Origin of the sequence: Microcoleus sp., assembly GCF_041354475.1 — a bacterium.
GTDB lineage: Bacteria > Cyanobacteriota > Cyanobacteriia > Cyanobacteriales > Microcoleaceae > Microcoleus.
The window spans coordinates 21,723-38,895 of sequence record NZ_JBGJZU010000020.1 but is presented as its reverse complement, the minus strand read 5'-3'; the positions used below and the strand labels follow the sequence as shown (position 1 = coordinate 38,895).

Below are 17,173 nucleotides of genomic sequence, written 5' to 3'. Positions count from 1 at the left end.
GTCCTGAGTAATTCAACACCGAGAGAGAGGACGAAAGTCCTCACTACAAATAGCAGGAATCACAACTTATATTAATTCCGGTTGTATCGGAATTATTAAACCACAGAGGACACAGAGGACACAGAGAAAGAGAAGAGAGAAATAATAATTCCGATGTCAACGGATTTGATATTAAAACACCTCAATACCATCCAAATTCTTCACAGTTTCCACCTTAGCCCTCGCCGCCTCTCCGCAACTTTTAGGAGTGGGAAACATCTTTCCCGGATTCGCCAAACCCTTCGGATTAAACACCTCGCGTACCCACTGCATTGTCTCCAAATCTACCTCCGAAAACATATCCGGCATAAAACACTTTTTATCAGCACCAATACCGTGTTCTCCCGAAAGACTACCTCCGACTTTCACACAAAGTTTCAGAATTTCTCCGCCCAATTCCTCGACCTTTTCCAGCGCTCCTTCCACGGAATTATCGTACAGAATCAGCGGGTGTAAATTCCCATCTCCCGCATGAAAAACATTCGCAATCCGGTAGCCGTATTTTTCACTTAAACCCTCAATTTCCTTGAGAACAAATGCCATTTGTGTGCGGGGAATTACACCATCTTGTACATAATAATCAGGACTCAAATGACCTGCTGCGGCAAAGGCGGCTTTCCGTCCTTTCCAAATTTTCATCCGGGTTTCTGGGTCATGGGCTGTGGTGATTTCCCGCGCTCCATTCTGCTTGCAAATATCAGTAATTCGCTGTTTATTGGCGGCCACTTCTACCTCTAAACCATCGATTTCTACTAACAAAATTGCGGCCGCATCACGGGGGTAGCAGCCTGTAGCTACAACATCTTCTACAGCATTGATGCTGATGTTATCCATGATTTCCATACCACCCGGAATAATCCCAGCGCTGATAATATCTGAAACCGATTCCCCCGCGGCTTCAATACTGGAAAAATCAGCCAGAAGAACGCAAATAGATTCCGGGGCTTTCAGAATTCTCAAAGTAACTTCTGTAGCTATACCCAAAGTGCCTTCGGAACCGACAAATACACCAGTTAAATCATAACCGGGCATCTCAGGAATTTCGCCGCCCACATCCACAATGGAACCATCGGGGAGTACCAATTTTAATCCTAAAACGTGATTAGTTGTGACTCCGTATTTGAGGCAATGAACGCCACCGGAATTTTCGGCAACGTTGCCGCCAACGGAGCAAACAATTTGACTAGAAGGGTCTGGTGCATAGTAGAAACCGGCACCGCTCACTGCTTGAGTTACCCAGTTATTAATTACTCCTGGTTGTACGACTACTTGCTGATTTTCTAAGTCTACTTTCAGGATTTTGCGCATCAGCGCGGTGACAATTAACACGCAGTTTTCGACTGGTAAAGCACCGCCAGAAAGCCCCGTACCAGCACCTCTGGCTACCCAGGGAATTGAGTGGCGATCGCATATTTTGACCACCTTTGCCACTTCCTCCGTAGTTCGTGGCAATACCGCCAAGGCCGGTCGCTGGCGGTAGCTAGCGAGTCCGTCGCACTCATAAACCAACAATTCTTCCCGGCGCTTGACAACGCCGTTTTTGCCCAGTACAGCCTCAAATTCTTGAATAACGGGTTTCCAGTTGCGTTCTGTTCGTTCTGTTTCTATGGCGATCATTAGTGATTATAAAATTGGGTAGCTCTCAATTATATTGTGGCAAATTTTAGGAGTTTTGTGCAAATATAGCAGTTGCCGATGTTGCTATAGCAATCCTAAATCATATCAAATCCGGTAACATCGGAATTATTCATCTCTCTTATCTCCCTCTGTGTTCTCTGCGTTCTCTGTGGTTAAATCATTCCGATGCAGCCGGAAACGATATCATTTGTGAATTTCTTACTCCCTCCCCTTGCTAAGGTCCGGGTTGGGGTGGGGTAAAAAACTTTACGACTCCTGGAAGGATTGCTATATATCATCAAAGCCACTGGCCACCACGAAAACGCCAGTAGGGAAACAAAATCCGCATTAATGTTTGGGAAGCCAAATAAATCGCTAGCCAGACAAAACTGTAGTGCAAACCAAAAGCACCCAATTCCAAATCCTGCGGAGGTATACCCGGTAAACCGACAATTTTGAGTAAAAATAACACAAAAACTGCTTCCCAAATTCCCGCCAGCAATTGAAAAGCACCAGGCCAATCTCGGTCCCAACGGAAATGTTGAATGTAGATATATAAAATATCCCAACCCATGCCAAAAATGCCTACATAGGCTAAAATCCAGAAAAATATGGCTCCTGATTGGGAGCCAATTAAACCCAGAAAAAAAGGCAGTGTTGCTAAAACGCCTACAGTTGCAAATAATAAGATTCGAGTTTGCCAGCGACCAAATAAGGTAGGAGTCATCGGATTTTTGATGGGGAATTTTAGCCGGGAGATTGATTGAAAATCCACTTTAACCATTGTACTAACGATCGCACAACGCTCAATTTCCGAACACCAGGAGCCTTGGCTTTCGCCAGACTTTCCACCGATCGCAAACCAGCATACTGCAAGCCCAAAAAACTGTCCACCGGCGCATAATGACCCCCCAAAGTAATCGCACCCGCTGCGTACATCCGCCCATCCCCCTTACTCCCAGAAGCATTCCGCATGGAGAACACCTCAAAATCCTTTTGCACGCTCAAACGTCCCAATCCATTCAAGGGAAGATTGTATTGCACCACCAAATCCTCCAGCAAAGGACTGGTTTTCACCTTGGCATCCAAACCCGTAGCATCGATAATAAAATCAGCCTCTAACTGAATTTGTCCCTTGAGTTCTTTTTCCCGAATGTAAGTCACCGTGCGGTTTCGACTGTCGCGCTCAACTCGCTCCACTTCCCCAAAGGTAATCTGATACCATCCTTGACTCAAACCCTCTTGCACCATACGTCGCCAGTCGCTGCGGCTAGCAGTAGTAGTGCCGCCCCAATCTGTCAGCAACTGGGGCATAAATTCCGCTGGGGAATTTTCCAACACCACCCGTAGTTCCCCGCCCCAGCAAGCTTTGGGCCAATTGAAAGGTTGAAATTCGTAGTGATTTTCGACGCTTCTTTGTGCCAGATTAAAGGTATTGCCAACAGGTTTGGGCGATCGCATCAAATGCAATACTTGAATATTCTGGTTGCGTTGTCTGGCTTCGTAGAGTCGCTGCACCACCCGCGAAGCCACAATTCCCCGCCCGCGCAACAACACACTTCCACCACGGGATTCCAACTGTTTGTAAACCTCATCGTGGTTTTCGTAAGCATTCACCACGGACTTAAAATCCTGGGTGGTTTCGCGATAAGCTTGCAAGTCTGGCAAAAATTGAATGGCTGGATAGCCCGTGGCTAAATGCACGTATTTGGCGATCAAAAAAGCGTGCTCCCGTTGCTGGGCATTGGATTTAGAATAAGCGATCGCGTACCTACCGTCATCTGTTTTGCGAATTCCCCGCACCCTAGCATAGCGAAACATCTGATTCCAGCCAATGCGATCGACCTCCCTGTCAATAGAATCAAACACATTCCCCGCGCGAGGCGTATAAGTTTCAGCAAAAGTCGGTTCCGCAAACACCTGCCATATCAACTTCAGGGACACCCCCAAGTGACCCTTGAGCAATTCCTGCCCAGCTTCCCGCAGGGCATAGGGAGGCCAACCCCAAATATTGTCTGGACAAGAGTCAGAATTCGATCGTAGCCGTTCGTGGAGGGGAATTTGAGAATTCAGACATAACCGACGGTAGCGGGCGTAAGGCTGATTTTCCATGCCCAAAACGGCAATTCGATCGCTCTTCACCCCACAAATTCTGAGCAAATCCACCCAAATAAAGCTGCCCAAACCGCCTCCAATGGCTGCCCAATCTATCTCTGCTACGGGCATTCCCATGGATTGGAGCGATCGGATTGTCACCTCGGAAGCCTGCAAAAATTCCATGGGCGGAAACTCCCCTCTACTGACGTTGGCTGAAGGTGGTGACACCGCAGGCTGCAAGATGGCGGAGTCTGGGCTATTTGTCTGGGGGTTAAAGAAAATATGAGAATTGACAGAGGGTGTTTCTATGGAATTAACCGCAAAAGAAATGCCGATCGCGTAGGGTCCTATTTGTAGCATATCGCCATTGGCGAGCACGCACCGAGTTTGGCGCACCCCATTGACAAAAGTACCGTTGCGACTGCCAGTGTCAGTTACGACGATACTATTGGCTTCGGAGGCAATCACGGCGTGGAAGCGAGAAACTTGACTGCTTTTGAGCTCAATTCGAGAAACTCGATCGCCATTAATGGTAGCAGGCATAGCTTCAAAAACTCGTCCTAAAGCGATGGGTAAGTCAAATATGGGGGAGCGCCGATCCCCGGTAACAGTATCTACCCAAGTGAGTCGCAGGCGCCAAGGTTGAGAATTCATGACTATTTTTAAAACATCCGCGATCGTAGCATCTGCAATTGTTTAAAGTTAAGTCTAGGCCCTAATCTCCCCTGACTTCAACTGCGATTAAGGGGAAAGAAACACACTAGCAGCCGCCGCCAAAGAAGTACCACACCAGGGACACCCAGCACTCAATTGAGCATAGGGCGAAGTGCGAGCACACTTAGGACACAGCAAACCATAGGTTGAAGGCACTGTGGGCTGGGCAGAAACTTGAGTCTGTTTCTCCCATAGCAACACCGTCGGCACAATCCCAACCTCCGTCGCAGATACCGAAACCACCTCCAGTTCTACTTCACCTAAACGGATGCGACTACCAGACCTCAATTTTGCCTCCCCTTGGGCGAGAATTTTCCCATCTACCAGTGACGGATTGCTTGGGCGCAAATTTCGCACTTCAAACTCCTGGGATGCGGGATTAAAAAATATTTCGATGTGGAGTCCCGATACCGTTGGATGGGACAAAATTAGATCGCATTTACCGGGGTCGCGCCCGATTCTCACCGTTCCCAGATTTTTGCTCGGCTGTCCGTTTTCAATGGTCTGATGTTTACGCACCCCAGCCTCAGTCCATTCTAAAGTAAGCTGGTTTGTCATGATTTTGTTGCTTCCTCAGATATAGAAAAATTTTACTTACCCATAATTATCCAAACAAAAAAGCCCCACCAGGGGGGCTTTTTTCTATTCGATAGACTTTTGTCGAGAGAGAAATTGGTGTTTGCAAGCTGTTAGCGCCTGCAATTTTTTTTCCTCCCAACAGTGTTTGCTAATTGCTTGAGTCATCCCACTGTCAAACCACATTTCCTTAAGTGTGTGGATTGCTAGCAGACTTAAGCTTCGGTTTTGCGGCTTTTCCGGCCACCTTCGCGACCAATTTGAGCCATGTGCTCCCGATTTCTGCTGACAGCTTCGCCGCCTTTTTGACCTGCTTGTCTCGCTTCTTCCGAAGTAAATTCGTGAGCAGTACCTTTAGCGTGGGCAGCTTTTCCGCCTTTGCTAGCAATTGCGCGCTGTTTTTCTGCGTCCATAGAAGCGAATCCGCGTTTGCTTTTTTCAGCCATGACTGTCTCCTTGTTTTTTGTCTAATTGTTTGGATCGATCGCACCTTAGTCTGCCACTGTAGTTGGTAATCCAAGTCAGCGATCGGGTTTGTGGCCGTAAATCATGAAACGTCATCATACCAGTTTAAACCATAGGTTTGACCAGAAGGACGATCGGTTCATGAGTTTATAGGACTTATGCAGAAGCCTGGTTTTTTTTACGAAAAAACATCGTTACAGCCAGCGACAAGATTTAAAAAACCCGGTTCCTTGTTTTTTTTCTTGCATAAGTCCTAATTTACCAATGTGAAGCAAAAATCTTTCACATTTGGCGCTGTAAGTTTCCTGAGTCAATCTTTAACCGAGTTACTGTCTTTGAATTACTCTAACAATCTCTCGACTTTGATACCTCTTTCTCAGGTATAGTCATTTTTTATTTCGCTAGAAGGATGGAACCAAAAACCCAATGTTTCTCGACTCAAAGGATTTTTTGACAGCTGGCGACACCTGAATCACTAAAAGTCAAAAGTCCAAAGAGGGATGCTTTTTTGTCTTTTTACTTTTGATTTTGTGGATGTCTTCCGGCTTAGCCAATTATCCAGACGTTAACTGGTCTGCCGATCGCGTTGTTTCTGGCAAGCGATATTTCAGGGCGCAGCGCAGCACATAATCGATCGCACTTACTAAGTTTACCTTATGACCGATCGAAACATAAATCGGCTTTACTCCTGTTTGAGTTCTCAGTGCTGCACCTACGGTTTGTCCGCAATCTTGCAAAGGCTGCCAACTCCCCCGCTCTAAACCTACATCTGAATGTTCCCCAATAAATCGAGTTTTAGCAACTCCGATGGTCGCAATTGAGGTCAAAACTCCCAAATGGCAGGCCAGACCGAACCTGCGCGGATGAGCCAACCCTTGACCGTCGCACAATATTAAGTCTGGCATCTGATCGAGCTTTTCTAAAGCCTGGAGAACGGCAGGCACTTCTCGAAAAGACAGGAAGCCGGGAACGTAAGGGAAAGCAGTCACACTACAAGCCGTCGCCTGCTGCTGTAACTGTAAATCAGGAAAGCTCAGAACCGTTACAGCAGCCTGCGAAACCGCATCTGAACTGTGATAGCCCACATCTACCCCTGCAACGTACCGCACTGTTGACAGTTGGTTTTCGGCAATTACCAAGGACCGGAGTTGTTCTTGAATGGCGATCGCCTCTTCAATTGTCTCAGGCCAAGGGTGTTGCTGCTGCATTTAGACCTCAATGTTACCTCAATTCAACCGCTCTCATCTAACCTTAACCTATTCTGCCACATTTTTGAACTTGATTTATTTATATTTGATGGCGATAAATTTTGTTTGCCCCTTGAAGGCGATCAGGATAGCCCTTAATTTTTTTAGTCAGAGTCTTATTACTGACACTGTGAAGGTAATTTTAGATACTCACAACCCTATGACTTTTATGAATCAAATAAATGAATTTATGAAAGGCAATATCCTAAATAGCAAGTTACGATCTTAATGAAAGGGCTAAATAGCCTAATACAAATTAACAAATTTATACAAATAGTGTTTCCCATGAAAATACGTCGTTACAACCTGAGTCTCTATATCGCCGGCGGCATTGTCCTAGTCATTACCTCCCTGATCTTAAAACCCTTTGCCCTAGTAGGTGCTGGGGAACGCGGAGTCATCATGCGTTTCGGCAAAGTTCAAGACGCAATTTTAGATGAAGGCATCCACCCGATTTTACCCATCGTCACCTCTGTAAAAACCCTGAGCGTGCGGGTACAAAAAACAGACATGAAAGCAGATGCAGCATCCAAAGACTTGCAAAAAATTAGTACAGATTTAGCAGTCAACTGGAACATCGACCCCGCCAAAGCAAATCAAGTTTTCCAACAAGTAGGAGACGAAGAACAAATTGTCACCAGCATTCTGAGTCCGGCCATTAGCGACACAATTCCTGACAGCATTGCTACCAGTTTTCAAGGCGCATCCCAAGTATTTCAAAGTTCGCTACCGAGTCTGGGCTTGCTATTGGCGATCGCAGTTTTAGTGATCTACCTAATTCTCGGCATTCTCTACGAAGATTTCCTGCACCCGATTACCATTCTATCCGGTTTGCCTTCTGCCGGTTTTGGTGCATTATTAACAAGGAAAATGCAATCCTAGCGATGAGTTGTGAAAAAGAAGTTTTCAACGAACCACGAAGACGCGAAGGACGCGAAGTTCGGAAAGAGAAGTAGCTGGTGGCGCAAAAAGATCGGTCAATTTATGGGATAAGGAAGAAGAACCCCCCCTACCCCCCCCAAGGGGGGAAGAAGCAATAACAATTATGAAATAACCAATTACCAATTACCAATTACCAATTACCCATTACCTATTACCAATCGGCATCATTTTATTAGTAGGAATTGTGAAAAAGAATGGCATTATGATGGTGGATTTTGCCGTAGAAGCGCAGCGAAAAGAAGGCAAAAACCCGATGGATGCTATTTTTGCCGCTTGCTTGACGCGCTTTCGCCCGATTATGATGACGACGGCGGCGGCTTTGATGGGAACTTTGCCGATCGCCCTGGGACTGGGTGATGGTTCCGAAGCCCGCCGCCCCTTGGGAATTGCGATCGTCGGTGGTTTGCTGTTTTCCCAAATTGTGACGCTGTATTTAACGCCGGTGGTTTATACCTATATGGAAGCGCTGCGGCAGAAAAGAGGCAAAACGAAGCAATCTCAGGTTTTTTCGCCTCAGAAAAACTAAGTATTTGAATTGAACGATCGCCAAACCAGAACGTGAAACAATATTTTAGGTTCCGAAGAACTGAGACTGGTTAAATTAGGGCCTGTATCCCCCTGCCAGAGTCGGGAAGTTTACCAGCCGCTCCCTTTAGGGATGGGGGCTTTACCCATCGCGTACTAGAGCTAGTGCGGGAAATATGGGGTATTTTAGTAGGGAAATAAGATTGGGCTTGCGTAAGTCCTGAAAAACGTTAAAGTAAGAAAAACTCCGAAATTGTAGAGGTTTGGTTCAAAGTTCGGCTGATGGGAAATCGGGAGAACCAGTCAATTTTTAATTTAGGTGGAGTCGGGGAGGTTGGCGATCGCAATAATGGGTCACAATCACTGTGGCTTCGCGATCGAGCTTTGGCTGCTACCACCAATGGTATTGTCATTGCTGAGGCTAGAGCCCCCGACTATCCCATAATTTATTGCAATCCAGGCTTTGAAAGGATTACAGGTTACTCTAGCCAGGAAATATTGGGGCGCAACTGTCGCTTTTTGCAAGGTGCTGATACCGATCCGGCTACCGTCGCTAACCTCCATGAGGCGATCGCCAAAGGTCTAGAATGTCAGGTGGTGATCAAAAACTACCGCAAAGACGGTACTCCTTTTTGGAATAAGTTGTTCCTATCTCCGGTGCGAGACGAGAGGGGGTATTTGACTCACTTCGTCGGAATTTTGTCAGACTTATCCGAAAGCATAGAAGTCCAGCAGGAGTTGCAGCAAACTAATGACCAACTGCAAACTATTTTGGAAGCAGTTCCCGGAACAGTATCTTGGGTGAGCTCGGATTTGCGCTATTTGGGGGTTAATCAACATTTAGCCAAACTCCACGGTTTACCGCCTTCGGCTTTCGTCGGCCAAGATATCGGATTTCTGGGCGTAAGCTCGGATTTTTACTCTTTTTTGGGGGGGTTTTTTGCCAGCAATGCTACAGAAGTAGTCAAAGAACTTTCCACCAAGGTCAAAACCACCGATGGTCAGTCGGCGGGACATTATTTGATTGTGGCTCAAAAGTACGATGGGGGCAAAGCAGCCTGTTTGGTGGGGATTGACATCACCGAACGCAAGCAGGCAGAAGAGGCTCTGGTGTTGACTCGCAAGGCGGTGGAAAGTTCCAGTGATGCGATCGGCATGGCTGATGTCTCCGGTACTCACATCTATCAAAATCAATCTTTTTCTCAACTATTTGAATACGAAACCGTAGCAGAATTCAGAAATGCTGGGGGGATACACACCATTTTTGCTGATGAGACCGTTGCCCAGGAGGTGCTCGAAGCGATCGCCCACGGTTATTCTTGGTGTGGTGAAGTTACCAAAATCACCAAAAGTGGCAAGATTTTGCAAGTGTTGTTGCGGGCCGATGCGATTAAAGACTCCACGGGGACAATAGTCGGTCAGATTTACATGAATACCGATATTACCGATCGCAAACGCACGGAACAAGAACTGCGACAAAGTGAGAAGCGCTTTCGATCGCTGATTGAAAATGCTAGAGATATTATTGTGATTCTCGATGAGAAAGGTTTCTGTCGCTATGTCTCTCCTTCCCTAGAGCGGATTTTGGGCTATCCGACGGCGGAAGTTCTTGGTAGGTCTGTATTTGAGCTGATTCACCCCGACGAATTGCCCATGGTGGGTCAAGTGTTTAAAGGTATCATCCAAATGCCGAGAGTAGGCCTGGGACTGGCAGAATATCGAGTGTGGCATAAGGATGGTTTCTGGTGCGTTTTGGAAGCGGTGGCGACGAATTTACTCGCGGAACCTTCAGTGCGGGGAATTGTGGTCAACTGCCACGATGTCACCGAGCGCAAAATGGCAGAAGATAAGTTATTGCACGATGCTTTGCATGATGCTTTGACCGATTTACCCAACCGGGCTTTGTTGACAGACCGGTTGGGCCAAGCTTTTGCTCGTGTCAAACGGCATCCTAACTATCAGTTTGCGGTACTGTTTCTCGATTTGGACAGGTTTAAGGTGATTAATGACAGCCAGGGACACCGCACGGGCGATCGGCTGCTGCTGGGAATTGCTCGCCGTCTCTTGACTTGTTTGCGTCCTGGTGATACCGCAGCTCGTTTGGGCGGAGATGAGTTTGTGATTTTATTGGAGGAAATTCAAGGTGTGGAAGATGCCATCACCCAAGCCAAGCAAATTCAAAAGGCGATCGAACGACCCCTACATTTAGAGGGAAATAAAGTTTCTATTACTGCTAGCATTGGCATTGCTTTGAGTAGTGAGGAATATCAGTGGCCCGGAGATATCTTGCGAGATGCTGATATTGCCATGTACCGGGCAAAATCTCTCGGCAAAGCTCGCTATGAAGTGTTTACCAGTGCCATGCACACTCGTGCTGTGGCTTTGATGCACTTGGAAAATGATTTGCGGCAGTCCATAGAAGAACTGAATTTGAAATATTCAATGTTAGATTTGCGATGGGGCAGTCATGGAGAAAATTCATCTCTGTACGAAACTAATCGTTCCTTAGAACATCAAAAATCTCATATTTTTAGTCAAAAATTAGAATGTCCTTTTACTGTTTACTACCAACCAATTGTTTGTTTAAAAACTGGCTTAGTCGCAGGATTTGAGTCCCTCGTCCGCTGGCTGCATCCCGAACGGGGTTTGGTTTCTCCCATGGAATTCATTGCCATGGCGGAGGAAACTGGTCTAATTATGCCCTTGGGTTTGTGGGTTTTGAATGAAAGTTGCCGTCAAATTATCGAGTGGCAAAATTTGCAATTACCAGCCAAGGATTCACCGCTAACAATCGCTGTAAACCTGTCCGGGAGACAGTTTGAACAGCCGGATTCCATCGAACAAATTAAACAAGTTTTGCAGGAAACAGGGGTGGATGCTCGTTGGTTGAAGTTGGAGATTACTGAGAGTGTAGTGATGCAAGATGGGGAAGCGGCAGCGGCGATGCTTTCTCATTTGAGAGATTTGGGGATTGAGCTTTGTATTGATGATTTCGGAACTGGTTATTCTTCTTTAAGTTATTTGCATAAATTCCCGATCAATACTTTGAAAATCGATCGCTCTTTTGTCAGCCGCATCGGAGAAACAGGTGAAAATTTGGAAATCGTCAGGGCGATCGTCATGTTAGCTCGCAGTTTGGGGATGGAGGTAGTGGCCGAAGGTGTCGAAACCGCCGTTCAATTGGCTCAATTACGGCTGCTGGGCTGCGAGTACGGTCAGGGATACTTCTTCTCTAAACCTCTCGATAGGGACGCAGCTACAGCTTTGTTGAATCAGGGTTTGCAATGGTAATGTAGTAGACGGTTGACGGTTGACAGTTGACGGTTGGCGGTTGTTATTAGTTACCGATGCCCGATGCCCGATGCCCGATGCCCCATGCCCCATGCCCCAAGTTCAACGCCCTAAATCGTGCATGGCATTAATTTCTTGAGCGCATCTTTGAGTCAATGCTTCCAACTCCGATCGCTCCGAGGAAGTCGGCGCTGCAATTAAATTGCCAATTCGCACCGTCAGCGGCACGGCTCGCGGCAGTGCTGAATCCTTAGATGCTATAGCATGAGTTCCCCACAAACTAACAGGTAACAGCGGTGCTTTAGCCTTAGCAGCTATCAGTGCAGCACCTAATTTGGGATCGGTAATTCTACCATCTACTGTTCTGGTTCCTTGCAAAAATACACCTGTGGCCCATCCATTTTCTAAATATTGGAGAGCCGATCGAATCGCACTGCGATCGGCACTTTCCCGTTTGACTGGATAAGCACCATAAAGGGCGATCGCCTGTTTCAAAATAGGCACTTTAAATAACTCTTCCTTAGCCATAAATGCCACCGGTCGTCTCATGCAATTAGATAAAATAGGCGGGTCAAAATCGCTAGCGTGATTGCTGACTACTACCAGTGGTCCAGAAGTGGGAACATTTTCGGCACCGTAGATGCGACCCCGAAAATAAAGGTGTAACATCGGGCTGACAATGGACCACTTGAATAAATAGTAAAGAATTAAACTCTCGACTGGTTCGCGATTTTTGCTCACAGAAAAACCTTCGATTTTAAATTACATCGAATATTAGCCTATCAGACCCTGCCTGCGGTTGGAAACCGCGCCTACACAAACGAAGTCCGCCTGCGCGGACTAAAGAATTAAGTGTCGCGTTGCGCGGACATCGCTTGTGTAGTGCCAGACTTGAGTCTGGCGATATCATCAGCTTTCGGCTCAATTTTCGGCAAGCATCGCTTTTTGTCCTTCCGGGGAAGTTGCATAACCCAAGAAGTCCTTGACTGCTTGACTAGGAGGGTTTTTGTAAACGTAATACAACTGTCGCTGATAAGGATAGTTACCAGCATCCGGTGTCGCCCCGTCTACGGGCACAACCCGCACCGTTTTCTGATTGACTACTTGGGCGAAAGTCGCATACCCAATGCCGTTATTCCCTAAAGCTTGCAGCAGGGGAGTTGTCGCATCTCGATCGAGAGTAGTAATATTTGGCCCCGTAGCAAAATTAGCGCCTTTGAGAACCTGTTCTTTAAACGTCTGGTGAGTGCCACTAACTTGTGGTCGATTAATGATTTTAATCGGGCCAGGCTGGCCACCGACTTTCGACCAATCTTGAGTATTTCCCTTGAAAATATCTTGAACTTGAGCCACAGTTAAACCTCCTGTGAAAGGGTTGTTAGTGCCGACTACAAGGGCGATCGCATCCAGGGCCACAGGTACTGCTCTCAAACCCTGACTTTGTTCTTGAGCAGTCAAAGGTTGCGATACCGCAGCAATATCGGCTGTTCCCGCCACCAAATCCTTAATTCCGTTGGCAGAACCATTTGCTTTGGTATCAACTGTAGTGCCAGAAAACTTGCCTTGAAAGCCCTTCTTAAGGTTGAGATTGATTGTCACCATGCTGGTAGAACCGTCAATTTTCAGCGTTGTACCGGGAGCAACAGAAGTTGGAGGCGCAAAAGAACTAGCTGCAACCGGAGATGCTCCACTCGGTACTGGGGCGACGGGAGGCAGATTCGCTCCACCATCGGCTGCGGGTGTGGGAGTGGGTGTATTTTGGGCATCCTGGGATGCTGGTTTATTCAGAAAAAAGAACGCGCCACCGGCGAGCAAGAAAAATAACAGAATAAAAACTATGGGGGGAGGCCCGCTACTCTTAGCCATAAAATTCTCCTTAGTTGGGAAGTTCTGGGTTGTGGTACATTTACGCGATACATTTCAAATATCTTGGACAAGTCAGACACATGAAAATACCTCGATAGCATCGCCCGCAAGGGTGAAGGGCGTACCCGCCAAAGCTTTTAGCATAATGCCAAAAGCACCGTTTGCGTCCCGGTCGGCAACATAACCGCATTCGGGACATTTAAAAACTTTGTCTCTCGAACATTGTAGCCTTTCACCCCATGACAGAATGGCCGATCGGCAGTTATTCTAAATGAACTAGGACTGCGGAAATACTGCCTCCGCGCCTTTAATAGTGGTAATAAACCGACTGATGAAAGTATTTATGTGTCTGGGAATTAAGGAGAACATCTACTTATAGCGTCGGCTAGGGACTATTCTTTTTATAGGAGTTGATTTAAAATGGAATTTACGCAAAATGGCGATCGACTAATTTCTCAGCATCATCCACTGCACAACGGGCTGCGATTTTTAATTATAGTTATATTAGTCCTAGGGATATTTTTTCGTTTTGCCAATCTGGAAAAGAAAGTTTACTGGATAGACGAAGGTTACACTTCTCTGCGAGTTTCCGGTTATACAGAATCTGAATTAATTAAAGAGTTAGGCGAGGGCAAAATTAACGAAATAAAAACCCTCGAAAAATATCAGCATCTCAATGCCGAAAAAAATGTTTTTGACACCGTAAAAGGATTGGCACTAGAAGAAGCTCAACTTGCTCCTCTGTATTTTGTAGCAGTCAGATTTTGGGTGCAACTGTTTGGAGATTCCATCGCAGTAACTAGAAGTTTGTCGGCAGTTTTTAGCTTGCTGGCATTACCTTGTATGTACTGGCTATGTTTAGAGTTATTTGAGTCATCGCTGACAGCTTGGTTAGCAGTTGCCATCATAGCTGTATCGCCTTTTCAGGTAGTTTACGCTCAGGAAGCTAGACCTTACAGTTTGTTTGTTTTGTTAATTTTACTGTCTAGCGCAGTGTTGCTACGAGCAATGCGCCTAAAAACTAATATTAGTTGGGCAATTTATGCTACCACACTAGCCGTGGCAATGTATTCTCACCTCTTATTTGCCATGGTTGCCATAGGACATGGTATCTATGTAGTCATTGTTGAAAAGTTCCGCATTAACAAGACAGTTATTGGCTATTTTTTAGCGACAATTACAGGGCTCCTAATTTTTTCGCCTTGGGTTATAGTTTTTATAAAAAACTTCAACTATGCCAGCGATAAAACTTCTTGGCTCTCCCTGAGAAGACCGCTTTTAGAATTGATAAAAAGTTGGATTCTGAACATTAGCACTCAGTTTTTTGACGTGGGATTTTACTGGAAGTTGCCACGACCATATTTGATATCTACTTTGCCAGTTATTTTCCTGATTTTAATCATGGTTGGGTATTCTTATTATCTACTTTTACGGAAAACAGAAATGCGAGTTTGGTTATTTGTAATTACATTAACCTGCATGACAGTAGTATTTTTCTTGCCAGCGGACTTAATTAAAGGAGGGATTCGATCGATAAACACTCGTTACATGATTCCCTGTTATTTAGGAATGCAGATATCTATTGCTTTTCTTTTTACTCAACTTATAATCAGAGTTAAATTACAAAAATTGTGGAGAGTTGCTCTAGTTTTTCTGCTTTCAATGGGAATTATTTCATCGAGTCTCTATTTATCAGCAGATACTTGGTGGAATAAATCCGGTTCTCTGCTTAATAACTCGATCGCCCGTACAGTCAACTCAGCTTCTAATCCATTAATCATCACAGACTTGGCAGGCTATAGTGTATTGAATATCGGCAATTTACTAGGTATGAGTCACCAAATAGAACCACAAGCTAAATTATTAATAATGTCACCCAAAAATATTGAATTTTCTGGAAATTTTGACCCGATACTTCTGTACAATATTTCCCAGGATTTACAAAAACAAATCCGCGAGTTTAATCAATATAAAATAGAAATAATTTACGGTCAAGACCAAGAAATACTTCTCTGGAAAATAGTCAAATAATGAGCATTTATCTAGCAACCCCAAGTGAGTTTATTTAAAATGGAATTTCCGAAAAATGGCGATCGACTAATTTCTCAGCATCATCCACTGCACAAGGGGTTGCGATTTTTAATGATATTTATATTAGTCCTGGGTATATTTTTTCGTTTTGCAAATATCGATCGCAAGTTTTACTGGATCGACGAAACCTATACTTCCCTGAGAGTTGCCGGCTACACCGAAGCCGAAATGGTCAAAAACTTTTCTTACCAGCAAATAACATCGCCCTCAGATTTACAAAAATATCAACAGATAAATCCCGAACACAATTTAACTGACACCCTACATTCTTTAGCAACCGAAGACTCCCAGCACCCGCCACTGTATTACATACTAGCCCGATATTGGGGGCAATGGTTCGGCAGTTCTGTCACAGCCATGAGAAGTTTAGCTGTGGCGATTAGCTTGCTAGTATTTCCCGCCATTTATTGGCTAGCTTGGGAATTATTTGCCTCTAGCACTGTAGCATGGATGGCGATCGCCATTTTTGCCATTTCTCCCTACCATATTCTGTTTGCCCAAGAAGCCAGACAATACAGTTTGTGGACTGTCACTACTATTGTATCAACAGCATCCCTGCTGCGAGCAACGCGGGTACAGGAAAATCTCAACCCCATTTCGCTGATTTTCCACTGGATAATTTACGCAGTAACCTTAGCAATGGGACTTTACACCCACTTGTTATTTATCTGCGTCGCCGCCGCCCATGCAATCTACATCGCAATCATTGCCAACTGGCGCGATATTCAAACCTTTATTTCCTATTATGTAGCAGCTTTAGTAGCATTTATCGCTTTCATGCCTTCGGTTATCAATGTTTCAGAAAACATCAATCAAATTAAAAGCACCACAGTCTGGACTGAACAGGCAAATATCTTAAAATTAGTTAGCAGGTGGGTTGGTTCCGTCACCATCGCCTTTTTCGATCTAGGCATTGATGGCAGTGCTAGTACCACACAAGTAGCCTTACTAATTCCTGTGAGTCTAATTATCCTCGCTTTGGTGGGATATGCAATGTTTTTCCTGTGCCGACATACACCAAAACGAGTTTGGCTATTGATATTGTTAACAATTGCAACAACGGCGTTATTTTTAGCAGTACCCGATATACTTAAAGGTGGAAGGCGATCGGCAAATCCGCGATATTTAGTGCCATGTTATGTGGGAATTCAGCTAGCAGTTGCTTATCTACTGTCTATAAAAATTAGTGGCAATCTCGATGGTAATAAGCACCAAAATGTGTGGAAATTCATTATGGTTGCACTGTTTTCTGCCGGCATTATATCCGCGGGAATAATTTCTCAAGCAGACATTTGGTGGAATAAAGGCAGTGGTTGGCTACGCACGGAAATAGAAGTAGCTAAGGCGATTAATCAAGCCACCAAGCCGCTAATCATTAGCGATGCCAATATAGCATATATTATGCCTTTAAGCTATCAGCTAGAACCAAAAGTCAAACTACTAATTGCACCCCGCTGCTACACTGCTTGCTACAAAAATCGGGAATTGGCACTTGCCAAACCCAAAGTACCTACAATTCCCAAGGGTTTTAGTGACCTGTTTTTATACAGACCATCCTCAGTATTGCGATCGGGAATCCAGCAGCAAAACTATAAAATAGACCCCATTACCGATACAGTCGAGCTTAATCTCTGGAAACTCACCAAAAAATAGATTTTAGACCGATCCCTTTAGCGCTAAGCTAAAAGTAAGAATCAAAAAAT

Annotated in this window: 14 protein-coding genes; 5 read left to right on the top strand and 9 right to left on the bottom strand. The window is 45.3% G+C overall.

Annotated features, from left to right (window positions below; genetic code table 11):
* Positions 1 to 171: 171 nt before the first annotated feature.
* From glcD to nfi, 6 genes are all read right to left on the bottom strand, one after another.
* A complete protein-coding gene (glcD, locus tag ACBR23_RS10340; RefSeq protein WP_371114754.1) occupies positions 172 to 1,656 on the bottom strand; it encodes a glycolate oxidase subunit GlcD in 1,485 nt (494 codons plus the stop codon).
* A 298-nt stretch (positions 1,657 to 1,954) separates the two neighbouring features.
* Complete coding sequence (locus ACBR23_RS10335; RefSeq protein WP_371114753.1) at positions 1,955 to 2,383, bottom strand: hypothetical protein; 429 nt, start codon at positions 2,381 to 2,383, stop codon at positions 1,955 to 1,957.
* Positions 2,384 to 2,403: 20 nt separating this feature from the next.
* Positions 2,404 to 4,407, bottom strand: coding sequence for an FHA domain-containing protein (locus tag ACBR23_RS10330; RefSeq protein ID WP_371114752.1), 2,004 nt, complete (start codon positions 4,405 to 4,407; stop codon positions 2,404 to 2,406).
* An 87-nt stretch (positions 4,408 to 4,494) separates the two neighbouring features.
* Positions 4,495 to 5,025 carry an FHA domain-containing protein gene (locus ACBR23_RS10325; protein WP_341740061.1) on the bottom strand — a complete coding sequence of 177 codons (531 nt, stop codon included), beginning with the start codon at positions 5,023 to 5,025 and terminating at the stop codon, positions 4,495 to 4,497.
* Between the two features lie 233 nt (positions 5,026 to 5,258).
* Positions 5,259 to 5,489, bottom strand: a complete 231-nt coding sequence (locus ACBR23_RS10320; RefSeq protein ID WP_340518378.1) for a KGG domain-containing protein — start codon at positions 5,487 to 5,489, stop codon at positions 5,259 to 5,261.
* A 573-nt stretch (positions 5,490 to 6,062) separates the two neighbouring features.
* Complete coding sequence (nfi, locus tag ACBR23_RS10315; RefSeq protein WP_341740062.1) at positions 6,063 to 6,716, bottom strand: deoxyribonuclease V; 654 nt, start codon at positions 6,714 to 6,716, stop codon at positions 6,063 to 6,065.
* 324 nt (positions 6,717 to 7,040) lie between these two features.
* On the opposite strand from nfi, the gene ACBR23_RS10310 reads away from it, so the two are divergent.
* The 3 genes from ACBR23_RS10310 to ACBR23_RS10300 all read left to right on the top strand — a co-directional run bounded on the left by ACBR23_RS10310 (position 7,041) and on the right by ACBR23_RS10300 (position 11,513).
* Complete coding sequence (locus tag ACBR23_RS10310; RefSeq protein ID WP_371114751.1) at positions 7,041 to 7,637, top strand: efflux RND transporter permease subunit; 597 nt, start codon at positions 7,041 to 7,043, stop codon at positions 7,635 to 7,637.
* A gap of 175 nt (positions 7,638 to 7,812) precedes the next feature.
* Positions 7,813 to 8,223: an efflux RND transporter permease subunit gene (locus ACBR23_RS10305; RefSeq protein WP_371114788.1), complete on the top strand. Its 411-nt coding sequence runs from the start codon at positions 7,813 to 7,815 to the stop codon at positions 8,221 to 8,223.
* A gap of 281 nt (positions 8,224 to 8,504) precedes the next feature.
* Positions 8,505 to 11,513 carry an EAL domain-containing protein gene (locus ACBR23_RS10300; protein ID WP_371119448.1) on the top strand — a complete coding sequence of 1,003 codons (3,009 nt, stop codon included), beginning with the start codon at positions 8,505 to 8,507 and terminating at the stop codon, positions 11,511 to 11,513.
* Between the two features lie 102 nt (positions 11,514 to 11,615).
* On the opposite strand, the gene ACBR23_RS10295 is transcribed toward ACBR23_RS10300, so the two are convergent.
* The 3 genes from ACBR23_RS10295 to ACBR23_RS10285 all read right to left on the bottom strand — a co-directional run bounded on the left by ACBR23_RS10295 (position 11,616) and on the right by ACBR23_RS10285 (position 13,625).
* Positions 11,616 to 12,254, bottom strand: coding sequence for a lysophospholipid acyltransferase family protein (locus ACBR23_RS10295; protein WP_341731028.1), 639 nt, complete (start codon positions 12,252 to 12,254; stop codon positions 11,616 to 11,618).
* Positions 12,255 to 12,434: 180 nt separating this feature from the next.
* Complete coding sequence (locus tag ACBR23_RS10290) at positions 12,435 to 13,379, bottom strand: phosphate ABC transporter substrate-binding protein (RefSeq protein ID WP_341739259.1); 945 nt, start codon at positions 13,377 to 13,379, stop codon at positions 12,435 to 12,437.
* Between the two features lie 72 nt (positions 13,380 to 13,451).
* The gene (locus tag ACBR23_RS10285; protein WP_371114787.1) at positions 13,452 to 13,625 is read right to left on the bottom strand and encodes a zinc ribbon domain-containing protein; all 174 of its coding nucleotides are present in this window, start codon (positions 13,623 to 13,625) and stop codon (positions 13,452 to 13,454) included.
* A 174-nt stretch (positions 13,626 to 13,799) separates the two neighbouring features.
* On the opposite strand from ACBR23_RS10285, the gene ACBR23_RS10280 reads away from it, so the two are divergent.
* Both ACBR23_RS10280 and ACBR23_RS10275 read left to right on the top strand, forming a co-directional pair.
* Positions 13,800 to 15,410, top strand: coding sequence for a glycosyltransferase family 39 protein (locus tag ACBR23_RS10280; RefSeq protein ID WP_371119447.1), 1,611 nt, complete (start codon positions 13,800 to 13,802; stop codon positions 15,408 to 15,410).
* A 39-nt stretch (positions 15,411 to 15,449) separates the two neighbouring features.
* The gene (locus ACBR23_RS10275) at positions 15,450 to 17,123 is read left to right on the top strand and encodes a glycosyltransferase family 39 protein (protein ID WP_371120929.1); all 1,674 of its coding nucleotides are present in this window, start codon (positions 15,450 to 15,452) and stop codon (positions 17,121 to 17,123) included.
* The last annotated feature ends 50 nt before the right edge of the window (positions 17,124 to 17,173 follow it).